Origin of the sequence: Roseomonas sp. GC11, from assembly GCF_024437745.1 — a bacterium.
Classification (GTDB): Bacteria; Pseudomonadota; Alphaproteobacteria; order Acetobacterales; family Acetobacteraceae; genus Pseudoroseomonas.
In genome coordinates, this window is record NZ_JANFNY010000020.1 from 52,964 (window position 1) to 67,963 (window position 15,000).

The following is a 15,000-nucleotide window of genomic DNA, read 5'->3' on the forward strand; positions in this document are numbered from 1 at the left end:
GGACAGCCGCAAGCCCCGGCCTTCAGGCCGGGGTAAGGCCGAGCGGGCGCTCGCCGGGTACCCTCTGATCCTCGAAGTATTTGTGGATCATGGCCAATGGAGCGCCGCCACAGGAAGCCGCGAAGTACGACGTTGGCCAAAGCACGCCCTGCCTTGCCTGTATTCTCTTTAATTCTGCATAGACCAATGGCTATCATGCTTCGGTGCTGGAACGCAAAGCCCACCTCTATCGCCTTTACCCTACCCCTGAGCAGGAAGTTTTTCTTGTGCAGTGGGTGGGCGCCGTGCGCTTCATGTTCAATCTCGCGCTTGAACAGCGCCGCGACTGGTTCCGCCCCGGACGGCGTTTCAACTACGCCAGCCAGTGCCGCGAGGTCACCATGCTGCGGGCCGAGGTGGACTGGCTCAAGGCCGTGCCGGTGCACCCCTTGCAGCAGGCACTTCGAGACCTCGACCGCGCCTACCAGAATTGGTGGAGCGGGCGTGCCGGTGCGCCGCAGCCACGCCAGCGCGGCCTGAACGATGCCATGCGCTTCCCCGACCCGGCGACTTTCGACTTCCGGCGCGTTTCGTGTCGTTGGGGCGAGGTCAAGCTGCCGAAGCTCGGATGGATCCGGTTTCGCTGGACCCGCAGCTTGCCGGGTCATGTGCGCAACCTCACGGTTACGCGCCGGGCAGAGCAATGGTTCATCTCGGCGCAGTGGGAGCAGGAGGTCGCTGAGCCAGCGCCTCCCGTGCTGCCCGCACTCGGAATCGACATGGGCGTGCGGGTCTTCGCGGCGCTGTCGAGCGGTGTACGGATCGTGCCCTCGAATGAGGGAAAGAAGGCCGGGCGCGCTTTGGCAAGGGCACAGAGAAAGCTCGCACGAAAGCAAAGAGGCAGCAGAAACCGGAGAAAAGCGAAGGCGCGCGTGGCGCGCCTCCATGCTCGCGTCGCCAACGCGAGAAAGGACTTTCTGCACAAGCAATCGACCATTGTCGCCAAGAGCCACGGCGTCGTGGTGGTCGAAGACCTGTGCGTGCGGAACATGGTCCGGTCGGCGGCAGGGACCATCGCGGAACCGGGTCGCAAGGTGCGGCAGAAGGCAGGGCTGAACCGTACCATCCTCGACCAGGGGTGGTTCACGTTCAGGACCATGCTGGCCTACAAGCTGGCCTCGCGGGGCGGGCAGTTGATCGCGGTGGACCCGCGCAACACCAGCAGGACCTGCGAGGCTTGCGGCCATGTGAGCGGCGAGAGCCGCAACGGGCTGCGCTTTGTCTGCGTGGCTTGCGGCCATGCCGCACACGCGGACACAAACGCAGCGCGGAACATTCTCAACCGGGCGCGGGACACGCGCTTGCTGCCTGTGGAGGCTTCGGGTTGCCGGGCCGATGAAGCAGGAACCTCCGTGGCATTGGTAGCGTAAGAGCTCCCCAATGCCCGGAATCCTCGGCCTAAAGGCCGAGGAGGATGTCAAGTCAGAAGATGGCCGGCCTGTCCTGGCGCCTGCGGGTGCGGGGGCTCTGCCGCCGCACCCACCTGCCGGACAGGGTTTCCGAAGGCCCCCGGCCCGTGGCGGCGGCGCGGCTTCTCGCGCCGGTGCGGAGAGGGGCGAGGCCCCTTTCAAGAGCCTGCGCCGCCTTTTCCGGGCGGCCTTTCGGCCCGTCGCGCCGAATCGGCCCGCCGTGGAATGGGGCGGGCCGGATCTTCCCGGGGTTTTACGGGATTTTATAGGCCGTTGAGGCATGAGTGGGGGGACGAGATCCGCTGGGCTCCTTCCATGGCACAATGCCAGGCATTCCCGATGGCACCATCGCGGCCGGGCCCTTGCCCGGCCGTTCGCGCAGCCCTGCCGGAGACGGCGCGGGCAGCGATGCCACCGTTTGCCCGGCGGCCGGGGGGGGCAGTGTCCGGTTGGCAGGATCTGCCGCATGGGCTGACGTCCGGCCTCGCCCGGCGCCTTTGAGCGCCTCTGCCCGCAGGAGGACCGCATCCCCTATGCTTCCGAGACTTCCCACCGCCGGCCCCGCCCCCGCCCAGCCCCTTCGTGGCCGGTGGCCCTGATGCGCGCGCCGGAATAGAGCCCATGGCCGCCATGCCTCCCTCCCCGGACAGCGGCTGGCCGCAGGGCCCTAACCCAGGCGTCACGCCGGTGGCCACCCTCGTCGCGGAGAGCGCGGCGGAGGGGCCGCCCGCGCCGCTTTCCGCCCGCCCGCGCACCCCGCTGGCCCCGCTCTCGCCCGAGCCGCTGGCCGAACCCCTGGCCGTGGCACTGGGGACACCGGTGGTCTCCGCCCCCTTCGCGCCGCTGCTGCTGCCGCGCCAGGGCCTGATGCCGCTGCGCCTCTCCGCCCGGCTGCTGCTGGAGGCGAACAACAATGCCTGGGGCTGCGCCGTCTGGTCGGAGATCGCCATCCTGGAGACGGAGGATGGGCGCTTCGTCGCCGTGCTGCGGCACTGGCTGGAAGGGCGCGCCCGGCCGGCCTATTGCAACGCCGTTCTTTGCGAAAATGTAGAAGCCGTGCGCGCCACCTTCGCCCGGCATGACCCGGTGGCCGTGCTGCCCTTCGAGGCGCTGACCGGCCCGCTGCCGGACCAGGCGGTGGATGAGGAAACGCTGGCCCGCGCCGGGCGGCAGGTGCTGATCCAGCGCGCCCGCTGGCGCGCGCTGCTGGGCGGCATTTTCGGCCCCTTCGATTCCCGGCGCCCCGGCGCCCGGCCGGATGAGAGCGTGGCGGACCCCGCGCGCTACGCCGCCCCATCAGCGCAGAATGGGGCAGCGCAGAAGGGGGCCGCGCAGAAGGGGCCGCCGCCCCGGAAAGACGCATCCGGCGGCGCCCATGCCGGCTGACCCCGCTTCCGGCGCCTGCCCGGGCCGCCGGTTGTCTACCCCCTCGCCTCCCCCCTCCAGAAAGGACATGTCGCCATGACCATCAACAAGAGCCTCGCCTCCAGCAGCCTCGCCGAGGTGATCGACCGCATCCTGGACAAGGGCATCGTGGTGGATGCCTTCCTGCGGGTCGCGCTGGTGGGCATCGAATTGCTGGCGGTTGAGATCCGCATCGTCGTGGCCTCGGTCGAGACCTATCTGCGTTATGCTGAGGCGGTGGGCCTGACCACCGACCCGGCCGCGCTGCCCGCCTCCTGAGGCCGGCGCCTTTCCGGGGGGGGCCGCGGGCTGGCGGCGCCCCCTCCCCTTTTCCTCTCCGCCCAGGAGCCGAGCCATGACGGACGACCCACAGATCCCTTCCCGGCGCCGCAGCGCGGGCGGTGTCGAGATGGTGCGCCGCTTCCGGGCGGAGCGTCTGGCGCGGCTCGCGGAACGGCGGGCCGCCGCTGGCCTGCCGCCCCTGCCCGCCGCGGCGCTTCCCCCGGCTGCCCCTGCGGCGGCCCCTGCGGCTGCCGTGGCAGAAACCGGGCCGGTGGACGGTCCTGTGGCTGGGGCCGTGGTGCCGCCCTTCCTGCCCGATGTGCCTCCGGCGGCGGTGCCGGAGCCGGTGCTGGTGGCCGAGCCGCCGATCCCGCCGCATCCCGTTCCGGTGGATGTGCAGCCGGTGCCCGAGCCGGCCCCGGTTCCTGAGCCCCCTGCCGCCGAGCCGCCCGCGCCCCCGGCGCCGCCGCAGCCGGCGCGGGAGGCTGTGTCCTCCATCTTCTCTTCCCTGCTCTGCACCACGGGGGCCGCGGCGACGGTGGAGGTGGAGAACCGGACGGAGGCGGCGGCGGGGCGTCCGCTGCTGGGCCTTGGCCCGGGCATGCGGATGCGGCTGCAACAGCTGGGCTATAACTCGCTGGAGGATCTGGCGCATGCCGATCCGGGCCGGTTGCGCCAGGCGCTGGGCGAGATCAGCCGCTTGATCGACATTGATGGCTGGATTGCCCGGGCGCGCCGCCTGCGCGGCTGACTTCTGACGTCAGAAGTTGAAAGAGCCAGCCGACAGCGTCGGCTGGCCCTTCCAGAAGAAAGATGGGGGTCCGGGGGAATTCCTTCCCCCGGATTTTTTGCCTTCCGGCGGGTGGTTCAGGCGCCCACGGAGTTGATCAGCAGCGGGCTGCTGGCGTGGTCCTGGGTCGTGGCGATCGCACCCAGCTTGGCCTCGCTGGCCTGGGCATTGCGGCCCGCCGCCGCCGGGATGCCGGCCGCGTCATGCGAGCGGGTCACCTGCATGGAATAGGCGAAGGGGGCCGAGGTGCTGCCGTTGTTGGCGTTCTCGGAGAGGTCGCGGGCCTGGGCCAGGGCGGGCAGCGCCATCACGGCGGCGGCGAGGGTCAGGGCGCGCAGGGCGGAGAAAGTGGTCATGGTCAAGGTTCCTTTCGGAGGGGTGCGGGGGTGTGCCCCGCTGTTGAGGAAGAAATACCCCCGCTGACCCATCTTCATCCAACGCGAATTCCCGATAGCGTTCATCGGTTAAAGCGATCAATTGGCCCGCTCACGGCCTGGCTGGCTAGAAGCCCTGGGACGCCCGAGCATCCAGGAGCTGAAGGGGTTGGCGGTGCCGGATGGCTTTGGCCTCGCCTCTGCCTGGGATTGCCCGGTGAAGTTCGTGCTGGTGGTCGGGCTGTCGCGGCGCTGGCCGGAATGCGGTGTCCGGTGCGTGATGGCCTGCCTGCTTCTTCTTCCAGCCAGCCGCTATGTCTCGGCGGGGCTGTGTGTGGGTGCCAAGACGCTGAAGGCCCGGCGGAGAGAGAGCCGCTGAGGCCGGGCACAAAAAAAGCGCGGACCGAAAGGTCCGCGCTTTTTTATCCGGCTGCCCGGCTTGTGTTGGGTTCAGGCGCCGACGGAGTTGATGAGCAGGGGGCTGCGCGCATGGTCCTGGGTCGTGGCGAGGGCGCCAAGCTTGGCCTCGCTGGCCTGGGCGTTGTTGCCGACAGCGGCCGGGATGCCGGCGGTGTCGTGGGCGCGGGTCACCTGCATGGAGTAGGCGAAGGGGGCCGAGGTGGTGCCGTTGTTGGCGTTCTCGGAGAGGTCGCGGGCCTGGGCCAGGGCGGGCAGCGCCATCACGGCGGCGGCGAGGGTCAGGGCGCGCAGGGCGGAGAAAGTGGTCATCGTCAGGGTTCCTTTCGGGGGGGCGGGGATGTTCCCCGCTGTTGACGAAGAGATACCCCGCCCCACCCATCCCTATACAACTGGATGAGCGGATAGTTCTTATCGGTCTGGATGATGGGATGCGCTCGGTGACCTTGAGGGGGCTTTGCCCCCTCAAACTCCCCCAGCAGGGGACAGGGTCCCCTGCACCCGCCTTCAGATGGGTTTCCAAAGGCCTCAGGCCTTTGGTGGCTGCAAGGCACTGCCTTGCAGGTTTGAGAGGGGCAAAGCCCCTCTCAAGACCCCGTCCTATCCGCCTCAGCGGTCGGGGCTGTAGCCGAAGCCGGCGGGCGGGTTGGCGGCCGTCTCCACCCAGACGCTCTTGGTCTGGGTATAGGCCATCAGCGCCTCCCGCCCCGAGGAGCGGCCGAAGCCGCTGCGGCCGAAGCCGCCAAAGGGGGACATAACGCTGATCGTCTTGTAGCCATTGATCCAGAAGGTGCCGGCGCGCACCGCCGCCGCCACGCGATGGGCGCGGCCGACATCGCGCGTCCACACCGCCCCGGCCAACCCGTAGGGCGTGGCGTTGGCCAGCGCGATGGCCTCTTCCTCGTCGCGGAAGGACAGGGCCGTCACCACCGGGCCGAAGACCTCTTCCTGGGCGATCTCCGCCTCGGCGCCGACGCCGTCGACGATGGTGGGCGCGTAGAAAAAGCCGCCCGTGGCGCGCAGCGGCTCCGGGCAGGCGCCGCCGGCGGCCAGCACCGCGCCGCCCCGCACCGCCGCCTGCACCAGGCCGTCGATGCGCTCCCACTGGCGGCGGTTGTTGATGGGGCCGATCTGCGTCGCCGGGTCCTGCGGGGCGCCGACGGGGATGCGGCGCGCGGCCTCGGCCAGGCGCTCCAGCAGGCGGGGGCGCAGCGCCTCCTGCACCAGCAGGCGGGAGCCGGCCACGCAGCTTTGCCCGGCGCCGGAGAAGATGGCGGCCTGCGCGCCGAGAAGGGCGCGGTCCAGATCGGCATCGTCAAAGACGATATTCGCCGACTTGCCGCCGAGTTCGAGGATGCAGGGCACGATGTTGCGCGCTGCCTGGGCGGCGATGGCCGCGCCCGTGGCGGCGGAGCCGACGAAGACCACCAGCCGCGTCTCGGCATGGCCCACGGCGGCGGCCCCCGTGGTGGCGCCGGCGCCTGCCAGCACATTGACCAGCCCGCGCGGCAGCCCCGCCTTCTCCGCCAGCGCGCCCAGCGCCAGGGAGGTGAGGGGCGTCAGCTCGGAGGGCTTCAGCACCACCGCATTGCCGGCGCAGATGGCGGGCGCGATCTGCCAGCCGGCGGTGAAGATGGGCGCATTCCAGGGGGTGATCTGCACCACCGTGCCGTAGGGCTCGGGGCGGGTGTAGTTCAGGTGGCTGGTGGGGACGGGGATGACATCGCCATGCAGCTTGTCCGCCCAGCCGGCATAGTATTCGAACATCTCCGCCACCTTGGCGACCTCCACCCGCGTGTCACGGATGGGCTTGCCGGCGGAGAGGCTTTCGAGGGCGGCGAGGTCCTCGGCGGCGGCGCGCACCGCCTGCCCCACCGCCCACATGGCGCGGCCGCGGGCGGAGGCGCTCAGCCCCAGCCAGGCGCGTTGCCCGCTGCGGGCGGCCTGCATGGCGGCCCCGACCACCGGCGCGCCGGCATCGGCATAACTGAGAAAAACCTGCCCATTGGCGGGGTTCACGAGATCCAGCGCGGCGCCGGTGCCGGGCAGGATCTCGCCCCCCACCCAGCTCCCCACGGCACCGCCCGGCAGCAGGCGGGCGATCAGCTCTTCCAGCTTGGGCGTGCTCATGCGGCAGTCTCCGGGCGGCGGTAATCGGCCATGCGGGTGAAGTCGTCGGTGTCGGCGATGCGGGGGCGGGCTTCCTCCCAGAGGCGCGCGGCATGGGCGCAGAGGGGGAGGTCCAGCCCGCTCTCGGCGGCGAGGGCGATGGCAAGGTTCACATCCTTGCGCATCAGCCCGGCGGAGAAGCCGCTGTCGAAGCTGCCCGGCACGATCCAGCGCGGCATCATCACCTCGCTGATGGCGCTGCGGCCCGTGGCGGCGTTGACGACGCCGAGGGCGGCCTCGGCGGGCAGGCCGGCGGCCTCGGCCAGGCGCATGGCCTCGCCGGTGGTGACGAGGTGGGCGGCCACCAGCATGTTGTTCACCAGCTTGGCGATGTTGCCCGCGCCCGAGGGGCCGACATGCACCGCCCTGGCCGAAAGGGCATCCAGCACGGGCCGCACCGCCTCAAGGTCGGCCGCCTCACCGCCGATCATCATGGTGAGGCTGCCGGAGGCGGCGCCGGAAGGCCCGCCGCTCACCGGGGCGTCGAGCAGGGCGTGGCCGGCGGCGGCCAGGGTGGCGGCGAGGCGGCGGGTGGTGCCGGGGTCGGAGGTGGAGGTGTCGATCACCACCACCTTGCGGTCCTGGCGGGCGAGGAGGCCGCCGGGGGCGGTGGCCACGGCCTCGACATCGCGGGCGTAGGGCAGGGAGAAGACCAGCGCGTCCGCCTGATGCAGCAGGGTGGCGAGGTCGGGGGCGAAGGTGATGCCGGCGGCCTCGGCCGGGGCGCGGCGGCTCTCGCTGATATCGTGGCCGAGCACGGCGAAGCCGGCGCGGACCAGGCTGGCGGCCATGCCGAGGCCCATCTGCCCCAGCCCGACCACGCCGAGGGTGCGCAGTTCCATCGGGTGTTGTCTCCCTGTCTCGCGCGCAGGCTGGTGCGGACGGAGCGTTGCCACAAGCCGCGAAGCCAGGAACAGAGCGTTGCCCTGCCGGCAACGCCAACCGACAGAAAAAAGAAGGGGGCGCGGGGGAATTCCTTCCCCCGCGTCGTTTTGTCAGTTATTTTCTCTGCATGGATACGCTTGATTCCGCCATTCTGCGCCTCATTCAATCCGATAACCGCCAATCCGCCGCCGATCTCGGGCAGGCGGTGGGCCTGTCCGTTTCGGCGGCGGGGGAGCGTGTGCGGCGGCTGAATGCGGCGGGGGTGGTGCGGGCGAACCGTGCGGTGGTGGAGCCGCGCGCGGTGGGTCTGGGCCTTTGCGCCTTCCTGTTCATCGACCTGGAGCCGCGCTGCGACGAGGTGGCCTTCGCCGCGGCCGTGGCCGCGCTGCCGGAGGTGCAGGAGGCGCACCACATCACCGGCCCGCATTCCTGGCTGCTGAAGCTGCGGGTGGCGGATACGGCGGCGTTGCAGGCGCTGCTGGTCGGGCGGATCAAGGCGCTGCCCGGGGTGATGCGGAGCGAGACGCTGGTGGTGCTGGACACCGCCAAGGAGACGACGGAGCTGGCCCTGCCGCCCGCCCCGCAGGGAGACGCTGTGCGATGACTCTTCTTTTCGCTGATGACGCGGCGCTGGACGCGCTGGGCGAGCGCTTCCTGGCGCGCAGCCTGCCGAAGCCGGAGTGGACGCATGCGGCGCATCTGGCGGTGGCCGCGTGGCTGCTGCTGCGTCGGCCCGAGATCGACGCGGCGCGGGAGATGCCGGGGCTGATCCGCGCCTATAACGAGGCGACGGGCGTGCCCAATTCCGACACGCGCGGCTACCACGAGACGCTGACGCTGGCCTGGCTGCGCGGGGTGGGGGCTTTCCTGGAGGCCATGCCGCCGGGCCTTGCGGCGCATGCGGCGGTGAATGCGCTGCTGGCCTCGCCGCTGGCGGAGAAGCGGTCGCCGCTCGCCTACTGGTCGGAGGGGCTGTTGTTCTCGCCTGCCGCGCGGCGGGGCTGGGTGGTGCCGGACCTGGCGCCGCTGCCCTTCTGAGGGGACAGTTCTGACGTCAGAAGTCGGGGCGCCGGGGGGAGATGCGCCGGATGTTCTGACGTCAGAAGTTGGGGCCGTGGGAAAGCTGGCCGGAACGCGGGCGGGGCCGCCCGCCTCACATCCGGTGGGGCACCCGGTGAGGCGAGGCGGCGTGGGCGCCGGCACAGAACGGGTCGGGCCTGGGGACGCGGCAGGACCCGCCTGGAAGATGGCGGCGCCAGGAAGGTAGCAGTCCGATGTTCCTGGCGCCGCCCCCCTTTCCCCATCACGGTTGCCGCCAATGAGGGGAATTGCAGCTGGTGGCCGCCGCCGTGGGAGACGGGGCGGCCACCGGCTATTCGTGTGATCAGATGTAGCGATACAGGGTCTGGATCATGGTGGACTGGTTCTGCGCCGTGATCCCGAGCACCTGGGTCGCCAGCTGCTGCTGCGTCTGCAGCGCGGTGAGGCGGGCCGAGGCCTCGTCCATGTCGGTGTCGACGAGCGCCGAGAGCGCGTTGCTCAGGTTGTCGTTCACCGCCTCGCGGAAGTCGATCATGTTGTCGAGCTGCTTGGAGGTGTTGCCGTAGAAGCCGGCGGCACCCTTCAGCTCCGCGACGACATTGGTGAGGGCCGAGCTCAGCGAGGCATAGGTCGTGGTGGTGGCCAGCGCGCCCCAGGTGGTGGCCAGCGAGGCATAGGCGGTGGTGCCGCCCGTCACGTTGGTGGCTTCCAGGGTGAGCGTGACGGCGGTGCCCGAGGAGTCGGTGCCGACGGTGATCGTCTCGTCCGCGCCGCCCGTGCCGATCAGGTCAATGCCCTCGAAGGAGGCGTTGGTCAGCACGGTCGTGATCTGGGCCATGGCGTCTTCCAGGCCCGCGACCGAGGTGGCGGAGAGCGTCGTCGCGTTGCTGTCGAGGTCCTGGTAGGACAGGATGGACGACTTCAGGTCGTTGATCATGTCGACCGCGGTCTCGATGGCCGCGGAGACGGCGGAGACGGCGCCCACGGCCGTGCTCATGCCGGCGATGTAGTTCTTGTTGACTGCGATCGCCGCTTCCATCGACTTGGAGAGCGCCCACACACCACCATCATCCTTGGCCGTCGCGACGCGCTTGCCGGAGGAGATCTGCTTCTGGGTCGTGGTGATGTCGCTGTTCAGCGAGCGGATGCTCTGCAGGGTGGAGACGGTCGAGGTGGAGATACCGGAGACGGAGCTGAGCATGGGTGTGCTTCCTTTGGCGGCATATCAAGAAAGGGGTGTGGGTTCGCGGAGCAGAATCCCCCTCAATCTCAAAATTGAGATGGGTCTGCTATCAGCAAAGGCCAGAGGAAAGGGTTTTCCTGGCCAATACTGTCCGGTTTTTGCCGGGGCGATTTAAAGGAGAATGGTGAGGACTAGTGAGAAGGCCGGATGCTCATCGGGTGGCATCGCGTCTTCTGGGCTTTTTTGTCCTCGGGTCTTCCTGGGGTGATTTTTGCCGTCGATGGAGAATTTTTCCAAGCGGAAAGCGATTTTGCTGGCGCCTCATCTCAAAAAATGAGACAAGTTTGATGGGTATATTCCTGAGGAACCAAGAAAAGACTGATTTTCGACTTCGTTAACCATCACCAAAAAGAAAATGGCGGTTTTGCCCGCGCCTCTCCCTGGAGGCCCGCCCCCCGGCCCACCCCCCCCTGGCTGGCCCCGTTCCCCCTCCTCATCACCCGGCAACCCTTGGGCCTTTATCCTGAGGCGGGCCCGTGCCGCCGCGATGCGGCCGCCCTCCACGCGCCCCGGCCCCGCCGGCCGCGCCCAGCAGGAAAGATTCCGCGCCATGACGCATCAGGACGCCGCGCCTCTCATCCAGGGGATTTTGACCTCCGCCCTGCAGCACCATGAGGCCGGACGCCTGACCGAGGCGCGGCTGCTCTACCGCAACATCCTCTCCGTGGTGCCAGAGCATGGCGAGGCGCTGCACCTGCTCGGCCTCGTCCACAGCCAGCAGGGGCAGCTCACCGAGGCCGAGGCGCTGATCCGCCGCGCCATCACCGCCGAGCCGGCGGCCGCGCTCTACCACGCCAATCTCGGCCTTACCCTGCGCGCCCAGGGCCGCATGGCGGAGGCCGAGGCCAGCCTGCGCGCCGCCATCGCCGCCGATCCGGGCAGCATCGAGGGCATCACCAATCTCGGCATCGTCCTGCAGGAAACCGGCCGCCCGGCCGAGGCGGCGGAGTGCTACCGCCAGGCCCTCGCCATCCGCCCCGACCTCGCCGAGGCCCACAACAACCTCGGCATCGTGCTGAAGGAACAGGGGCAGGCCATGGCGGCGGCGGAGCATTACCGCCAGGCCCTCGCCATCCGCCCCGACCTCGCCGAGGCCCACAACAATCTCGGCGTGGTGCTGCGCGAGCAGGGCGACCTCGCGGCGGCGGCCGATTGCTACCGCCAGGCCGTCATGCTGCGCCCCGGCTATGCCGATGCCTACAGCAACATGGGCGACCTGCTGCGCGACGCGCTGGACCCGGTGCGCGCCGTCTCCTGCTATCAGGCGGCGCTCCAGCTGCGGCCCGACCATGCCGATACCTATAACCGCATCGGCCTCGCCCTGGCACAGCAGGGGCGCTGGGCGGAGGCGGTGGAGAATTACCAGCAGGCCCTCGCCCGGCAGGCGGACCATGCGGCGGCCTACAACAATCTCGGCATCGCCCTGCATGAGCAGGGCCTGATGGCCCAGGCCATCACCTGCTACGAACGCGCCCTGGCCCTGCGGCCAGACATGGTGGAGGCGGAGGAAAACCTCGCCATCGCCCGGATGGTCCCGCCGCAGCCGGAGGCGCCGCGCGCGCCGCTGCGCGAAGTCGTGTGAGAAAAACGGGAAAAAGTTCTTTTTGGGAAAAAGAACCAAAAACCTTTTTTCAGTTGGCTTTTGGCTCCGGGGGCACCACGGCACCCGGAGCCAGCGGGGCTTAACGCCTCCACCATAGTCTCGGGCGGCCGTTGAGGAGCGACGCCGCCCGATGTCCAGCCATCTTCACCCGCCCCCAGGAGCGCGGCGCGGCCCGCCCGCCACGGCCCGGCCGATGCTGGAGCAGCTTGCCCGGCAAACCGCCGCGGCCATGCAGGCGGGGCGGCTGGAAGAGGCCGCCCGCCTCCTCCGCGCCTCCCTCGACATCGCGCCGGATCAGCCGGAAGGCTGCTACAATCTCGGCCTCGTCCTCAGCCTGTCGCAGCGCCCGGCCGAAGCCCTGCCCTGGATGCGCAAGGCCGCCGCCAAGTTGCCGCGCGATCCGGAGGTGCAGTCCAACCTGGGTGAGATCCTTCGCCAGCTCGGGCAGCTGGAGGAGGCGGTGAAGTGCCACCGCCGCGCCCTCACCCTCTCGCCGCAGAACCCCCGGCTGCTGTGCAATCTCGGCGGCACGCTGCGCGAGGCGGGGGAGCTGGAAAAAGCCCTGGCCAGCTTCAGCACCGCCCTGGCGCGCGAGCCGGGGCTGGTGGGCGCGATGACCGGCCTCGCCTTCACCCTGATCGCCGCGCAGCAGCCCGCCGCCGCCGCCGAGGCCGCCCGCCGCGCCCTGGCCCTGCAACCCGACCAGCCGGATGCCTGGAACAACCTCGCCCTCGCCCTGCTCTCGGAAGGCCGCTGGGGGGAGGGCTGGGATGCCTATGAACGCCGCTGGAGCGGCCATATGGCCAACCGCCCCCGGCATGATCACGGCCTGCCGCCCTGGCAGGGCGGGAAGCTGGCGCCGGGCACCGGGCTGCTCGTCTGGCGCGAACAGGGCCTCGGCGATGAGATCATGTATGCCAGCCTGCTGCCGGACCTCCTCGCCGCCGGGCTGCCGGTGACGATGATCGCCGATCCCCGCCTCGCGCCGCTGCTGGCGCGCTCCTTCCCGGCGCTGCACCTGCCGGCGGAGGGTGAGGCGCGGCCGCTCTCGGCGCAGATCCCCTGCGCCAGCCTGCCCCGGCTGTTCCGGCGCCAGGCGGCGGATTTCCCCGGCACCCCCTATCTGCGCGCCGATCCGGCGCGGGTGGCGGCGCTGCGCGCGGCGCTTCCAACTGGGGGGCAGCGCATCGGCATCGCCTGGCGCAGCGCCAGCCCGAACATCAACGAGGCCAACCGGCGCAGCCTCCCCCTGCCGCGCTGGGCGCCGCTGCTGCGGCAGGAGGGGCTGCACTGGATCAGCCTGCAATATGGCGGGGCGGAGGAGGTGAAGGCCGAGATCGGCCCCTGGCCCCTCCACCGCCCGGAAGGGCTGGACACGCTGAACGATATCGACGGGCTGGCGGCGCAGATCGCGGCGCTGGATCTCGTCATCAGCATCGACAATTCCACGGTGCATCTGGCCGGGGCGCTGGGCGTGCCCTGCTGGGTGCTGCTGCCCTACAGCGCGGACTGGCGCTGGGGCACCGGCAGCGCCACGGCGCCGTGGTATCGCAGCCTTCGCCTCTATCGCCAGCCCGCCCCTGGGGATTGGGAGAGCGTGCTGGCCGCCGTGGCGCGTGACCTCCTGGCGTGGTCTTGCAGCCACCAAAGGCCCGGGGCCTTTGGAAACCCTTTCTGATGGCGGGTGCAGGGGACCCCGTCCCCTGCTGGGGGAGTTTGAGGGGGCAAAGCCCCCTCAAGGCGACCCCTCAGGGCGACACAGGACGGAAGGCATCGAGCCGCGCCGCCAGCCATTCGGCCAGCAGGGCCGCCGGGCGTGGCAGGCGGCGGCCGGCGCGGTGCAGCAGATGCGCGCTGGCCTCGGCCAGCAGCGGATCGGCCAGCGGTAAGGCGCGCAGCCGCCCCGCCGCCAGATCCCCCGCCGCGGCGAATTCCGGCAGGAAGGTGAGGCCCATCCCCGCCAGGGCGAAGCGCCGCAGCGTCTCCACCGAGCCGGTTTCCAGCCGCACATCGAGGCGGAAGCCGCCATCCGCCTCGGCCCGCGCCAGCAGGTGGCGAATGCCATGACCGGGCGAGAGCAGCGCCACCTTCTCCCGCGCCAGCGCCGCCAGGGGGAGGGGATCGGGGAGGGGATCGGGGAGGGGGCGATCCTGTCCGGCCAAAGGAGGGGCCAGGGGATGCCGCGGGGGCAGCAGCGCCACCAGCGGCTGCCGCGCCCGCGCCGCGCTGGCCAGGGCCGGATGCGCCGGCGGATTATAGGCCAGGCCGAGATCGGCCTCCCCCTCCGCCACGGCGGCCAGGATGCGGTCCGTCCCCCCCGCCTGCACGGCGTAGCGCAGGCCGGGATGGGCCTCGGCGAAGCCCGGCAGGCCCTGTTCCATCAGCCCTGGAAGAAAACCCTCGCCGCAGCAGAGGCGGACCACCCCTTCCTCCCCGCCGCGCAGGCGGCGCAGATGGTCGCGCAGGGCGGTGGCTTCTTCCTCCTGGCGCTGGGCGTGCTCGGCCACGGCGCGTCCGGCCTCGGTGAGCTGCACGCCGCGCGGCAGGCGCTCCAGCAGGGGTTGCCCGGCCTCGGCCTCCAGTTCCGCCACCTGCCGGCTGACGGCGGAGGGCGCGAGGCGCAGCGCCGCCGCCGCGCCCCGGATGGAGCCGCAGCGCGTCACCGCCAGGAAGGAGCGCAGCGCATGGCCTTTCATGGGCGGGGGGAGGGGGCGGCGGGGGGCATGCGGGCTGTGTCCCTGGGTGGCGTGGCGCTGAGGTATCCGCTGGCGCGGGCGGCGCGGCAACCGGGGGCACCGCCCGGGCGTTGGCGGCGGCATGGAGCAACAGATCACCATCGCCCGGCCCGCCGCCCTGGTCCTGGCCTATCTGGCCGACCCGGCGAACCTGCCCTCCTGGCTGCCCCTGCTGCGCCGGATGGAGGGGCCCCTGCCGGAAGGCGGCCTGGTGGTGGAGCAGGCTGTGGGGCGGATCGCCTGGGCCTTTCCGCCGGCGGGGGAATGGCGGGTACGGGGGGAGGGGCCGCTCAGCGTGGTGACGCTGGCGCTACGCCAGGAACACGCCCCGCCCAGCGACCCGACCGAGGCGGAAACCCCGCGCGAGGCCGCCTGGCACGGCCTTGAGGCCGCGCTGCACAGCCTGAAATCCCATCTGGAGCGGGCGAGGGGTGGCGACCCGGATCTTCCCATGCCCGCCGCCCCGGCGCGGGCCTATGGCCATGCCCTGGGCCGGGATGAGGGCCTCTGACGCCAGGGTTTCAGTCCCCCGGACGCGGAAAGGGCGCGGACCGAAGTCCGCGCCCTCTTTTTTCGGTCGGGAGCCGGAACCCTGATCAGGCGCCAACC

17 protein-coding genes are annotated in these 15,000 nt (G+C 70.8%); 10 read left to right on the plus strand and 7 right to left on the minus strand.

All coding sequences use genetic code 11. The features are described 5' to 3' along the window. Positions 1-22: 22 nt before the first annotated feature. Entirely contained in the window at positions 23-187 is a 165-nt protein-coding gene (locus NON00_RS08525) for a transposase (RefSeq protein WP_256019804.1), read from the minus strand. A gap of 16 nt (positions 188-203) precedes the next feature. Here NON00_RS08525 and NON00_RS08530 point away from each other — a divergent pair, with 16 nt between their 5' ends. The 4 genes from NON00_RS08530 (at position 204) to NON00_RS08545 (ending at position 3,885) form a co-directional block, all read left to right on the plus strand. Then, complete coding sequence (locus tag NON00_RS08530) at positions 204-1,409, plus strand: transposase (RefSeq protein WP_256019806.1); 1,206 nt, start codon at positions 204-206, stop codon at positions 1,407-1,409. A gap of 660 nt (positions 1,410-2,069) precedes the next feature. Beyond that, positions 2,070-2,834: a hypothetical protein gene (locus NON00_RS08535; RefSeq protein WP_256019810.1), complete on the plus strand. Its 765-nt coding sequence runs from the start codon at positions 2,070-2,072 to the stop codon at positions 2,832-2,834. Between the two features lie 75 nt (positions 2,835-2,909). After that, a complete protein-coding gene (gene gvpA / locus NON00_RS08540) occupies positions 2,910-3,131 on the plus strand; it encodes a gas vesicle structural protein GvpA (protein ID WP_256019813.1) in 222 nt (73 codons plus the stop codon). A 76-nt stretch (positions 3,132-3,207) separates the two neighbouring features. Next, entirely contained in the window at positions 3,208-3,885 is a 678-nt protein-coding gene (locus NON00_RS08545; protein WP_256019815.1) for a hypothetical protein, read from the plus strand. Between the two features lie 116 nt (positions 3,886-4,001). Here the strand turns inward: NON00_RS08545 and NON00_RS08550 are convergent, their stop codons facing one another. Further along, on the minus strand, positions 4,002-4,280 hold the full coding sequence (locus NON00_RS08550) for a glycosyl transferase family 39 (protein WP_256019818.1): 279 nt from the start codon (positions 4,278-4,280) through the stop codon (positions 4,002-4,004). 187 nt (positions 4,281-4,467) lie between these two features. Here NON00_RS08550 and NON00_RS08555 point away from each other — a divergent pair, with 187 nt between their 5' ends. Continuing rightward, positions 4,468-4,677: a hypothetical protein gene (locus NON00_RS08555; RefSeq protein WP_256019822.1), complete on the plus strand. Its 210-nt coding sequence runs from the start codon at positions 4,468-4,470 to the stop codon at positions 4,675-4,677. 71 nt (positions 4,678-4,748) lie between these two features. Here the strand turns inward: NON00_RS08555 and NON00_RS08560 are convergent, their stop codons facing one another. The 3 genes from NON00_RS08560 to NON00_RS08570 all read right to left on the minus strand — a co-directional run bounded on the left by NON00_RS08560 (position 4,749) and on the right by NON00_RS08570 (position 7,780). Next, positions 4,749-5,027 (minus strand): glycosyl transferase family 39, encoded by a 279-nt coding sequence (locus NON00_RS08560; RefSeq protein WP_256019825.1) that lies wholly within the window; start codon positions 5,025-5,027, stop codon positions 4,749-4,751. A 297-nt stretch (positions 5,028-5,324) separates the two neighbouring features. After that, positions 5,325-6,845 carry an aldehyde dehydrogenase family protein gene (locus NON00_RS08565; RefSeq protein ID WP_256019829.1) on the minus strand — a complete coding sequence of 507 codons (1,521 nt, stop codon included), beginning with the start codon at positions 6,843-6,845 and terminating at the stop codon, positions 5,325-5,327. Continuing rightward, positions 6,842-7,780: an NAD(P)-dependent oxidoreductase gene (locus tag NON00_RS08570; protein ID WP_256019832.1), complete on the minus strand. Its 939-nt coding sequence runs from the start codon at positions 7,778-7,780 to the stop codon at positions 6,842-6,844. Before NON00_RS08570 ends, NON00_RS08565 begins: the two co-directional genes overlap by 4 nt. Positions 7,781-7,896: 116 nt before the next feature. On the opposite strand from NON00_RS08570, the gene NON00_RS08575 reads away from it, so the two are divergent. After that, positions 7,897-8,373 (plus strand): Lrp/AsnC family transcriptional regulator, encoded by a 477-nt coding sequence (locus tag NON00_RS08575; RefSeq protein WP_256019835.1) that lies wholly within the window; start codon positions 7,897-7,899, stop codon positions 8,371-8,373. Next, positions 8,370-8,807: a hypothetical protein gene (locus NON00_RS08580; protein WP_256019838.1), complete on the plus strand. Its 438-nt coding sequence runs from the start codon at positions 8,370-8,372 to the stop codon at positions 8,805-8,807. Before NON00_RS08575 ends, NON00_RS08580 begins: the two co-directional genes overlap by 4 nt. Before the next feature lie 346 nt (positions 8,808-9,153). Here the strand turns inward: NON00_RS08580 and NON00_RS08585 are convergent, their stop codons facing one another. After that, the gene (locus NON00_RS08585) at positions 9,154-10,011 is read right to left on the minus strand and encodes a flagellin (RefSeq protein WP_256019841.1); all 858 of its coding nucleotides are present in this window, start codon (positions 10,009-10,011) and stop codon (positions 9,154-9,156) included. Positions 10,012-10,603: 592 nt separating this feature from the next. Between NON00_RS08585 and NON00_RS08590 the strand changes: the two genes are divergently transcribed. Continuing rightward, a complete protein-coding gene (locus tag NON00_RS08590) occupies positions 10,604-11,635 on the plus strand; it encodes a tetratricopeptide repeat protein (protein WP_256019845.1) in 1,032 nt (343 codons plus the stop codon). A gap of 151 nt (positions 11,636-11,786) precedes the next feature. Further along, positions 11,787-13,334 (plus strand): tetratricopeptide repeat protein, encoded by a 1,548-nt coding sequence (locus tag NON00_RS08595; protein ID WP_256019847.1) that lies wholly within the window; start codon positions 11,787-11,789, stop codon positions 13,332-13,334. A 70-nt stretch (positions 13,335-13,404) separates the two neighbouring features. Here NON00_RS08595 and NON00_RS08600 read toward each other — a convergent pair whose 3' ends face one another. Further along, complete coding sequence (locus tag NON00_RS08600) at positions 13,405-14,352, minus strand: LysR family transcriptional regulator (protein ID WP_256019849.1); 948 nt, start codon at positions 14,350-14,352, stop codon at positions 13,405-13,407. 121 nt (positions 14,353-14,473) lie between these two features. On the opposite strand from NON00_RS08600, the gene NON00_RS24730 reads away from it, so the two are divergent. Next, positions 14,474-14,902 (plus strand): SRPBCC family protein, encoded by a 429-nt coding sequence (locus NON00_RS24730; RefSeq protein ID WP_305123267.1) that lies wholly within the window; start codon positions 14,474-14,476, stop codon positions 14,900-14,902. Positions 14,903-15,000: the final 98 nt, after the last annotated feature.

Excerpts from the sequence above, each read along its gene's own strand:
- NON00_RS08535 (WP_256019810.1), top strand. The coding sequence starts at position 2,070 with ATGGCCGCCATGCCTCCCTCCCCGGACAGCGGCTGGCCGCAGGGCCCT.
- gvpA (WP_256019813.1), top strand. The coding sequence starts at position 2,910 with ATGACCATCAACAAGAGCCTCGCCTCCAGCAGCCTCGCCGAGGTGATC.
- NON00_RS08545 (WP_256019815.1), top strand. The coding sequence starts at position 3,208 with ATGACGGACGACCCACAGATCCCTTCCCGGCGCCGCAGCGCGGGCGGT.
- NON00_RS08550 (WP_256019818.1), bottom strand. The coding sequence starts at position 4,280 with ATGACCACTTTCTCCGCCCTGCGCGCCCTGACCCTCGCCGCCGCCGTG.
- NON00_RS08560 (WP_256019825.1), bottom strand. The coding sequence starts at position 5,027 with ATGACCACTTTCTCCGCCCTGCGCGCCCTGACCCTCGCCGCCGCCGTG.
- NON00_RS08565 (WP_256019829.1), bottom strand. The coding sequence starts at position 6,845 with ATGAGCACGCCCAAGCTGGAAGAGCTGATCGCCCGCCTGCTGCCGGGC.
- NON00_RS08575 (WP_256019835.1), top strand. The coding sequence starts at position 7,897 with ATGGATACGCTTGATTCCGCCATTCTGCGCCTCATTCAATCCGATAAC.
- NON00_RS08580 (WP_256019838.1), top strand. The coding sequence starts at position 8,370 with ATGACTCTTCTTTTCGCTGATGACGCGGCGCTGGACGCGCTGGGCGAG.
- NON00_RS08585 (WP_256019841.1), bottom strand. The coding sequence starts at position 10,011 with ATGCTCAGCTCCGTCTCCGGTATCTCCACCTCGACCGTCTCCACCCTG.
- NON00_RS08590 (WP_256019845.1), top strand. The coding sequence starts at position 10,604 with ATGACGCATCAGGACGCCGCGCCTCTCATCCAGGGGATTTTGACCTCC.
- NON00_RS08595 (WP_256019847.1), top strand. The coding sequence starts at position 11,787 with ATGTCCAGCCATCTTCACCCGCCCCCAGGAGCGCGGCGCGGCCCGCCC.
- NON00_RS08600 (WP_256019849.1), bottom strand. The coding sequence starts at position 14,352 with ATGAAAGGCCATGCGCTGCGCTCCTTCCTGGCGGTGACGCGCTGCGGC.
- NON00_RS24730 (WP_305123267.1), top strand. The coding sequence starts at position 14,474 with ATGGAGCAACAGATCACCATCGCCCGGCCCGCCGCCCTGGTCCTGGCC.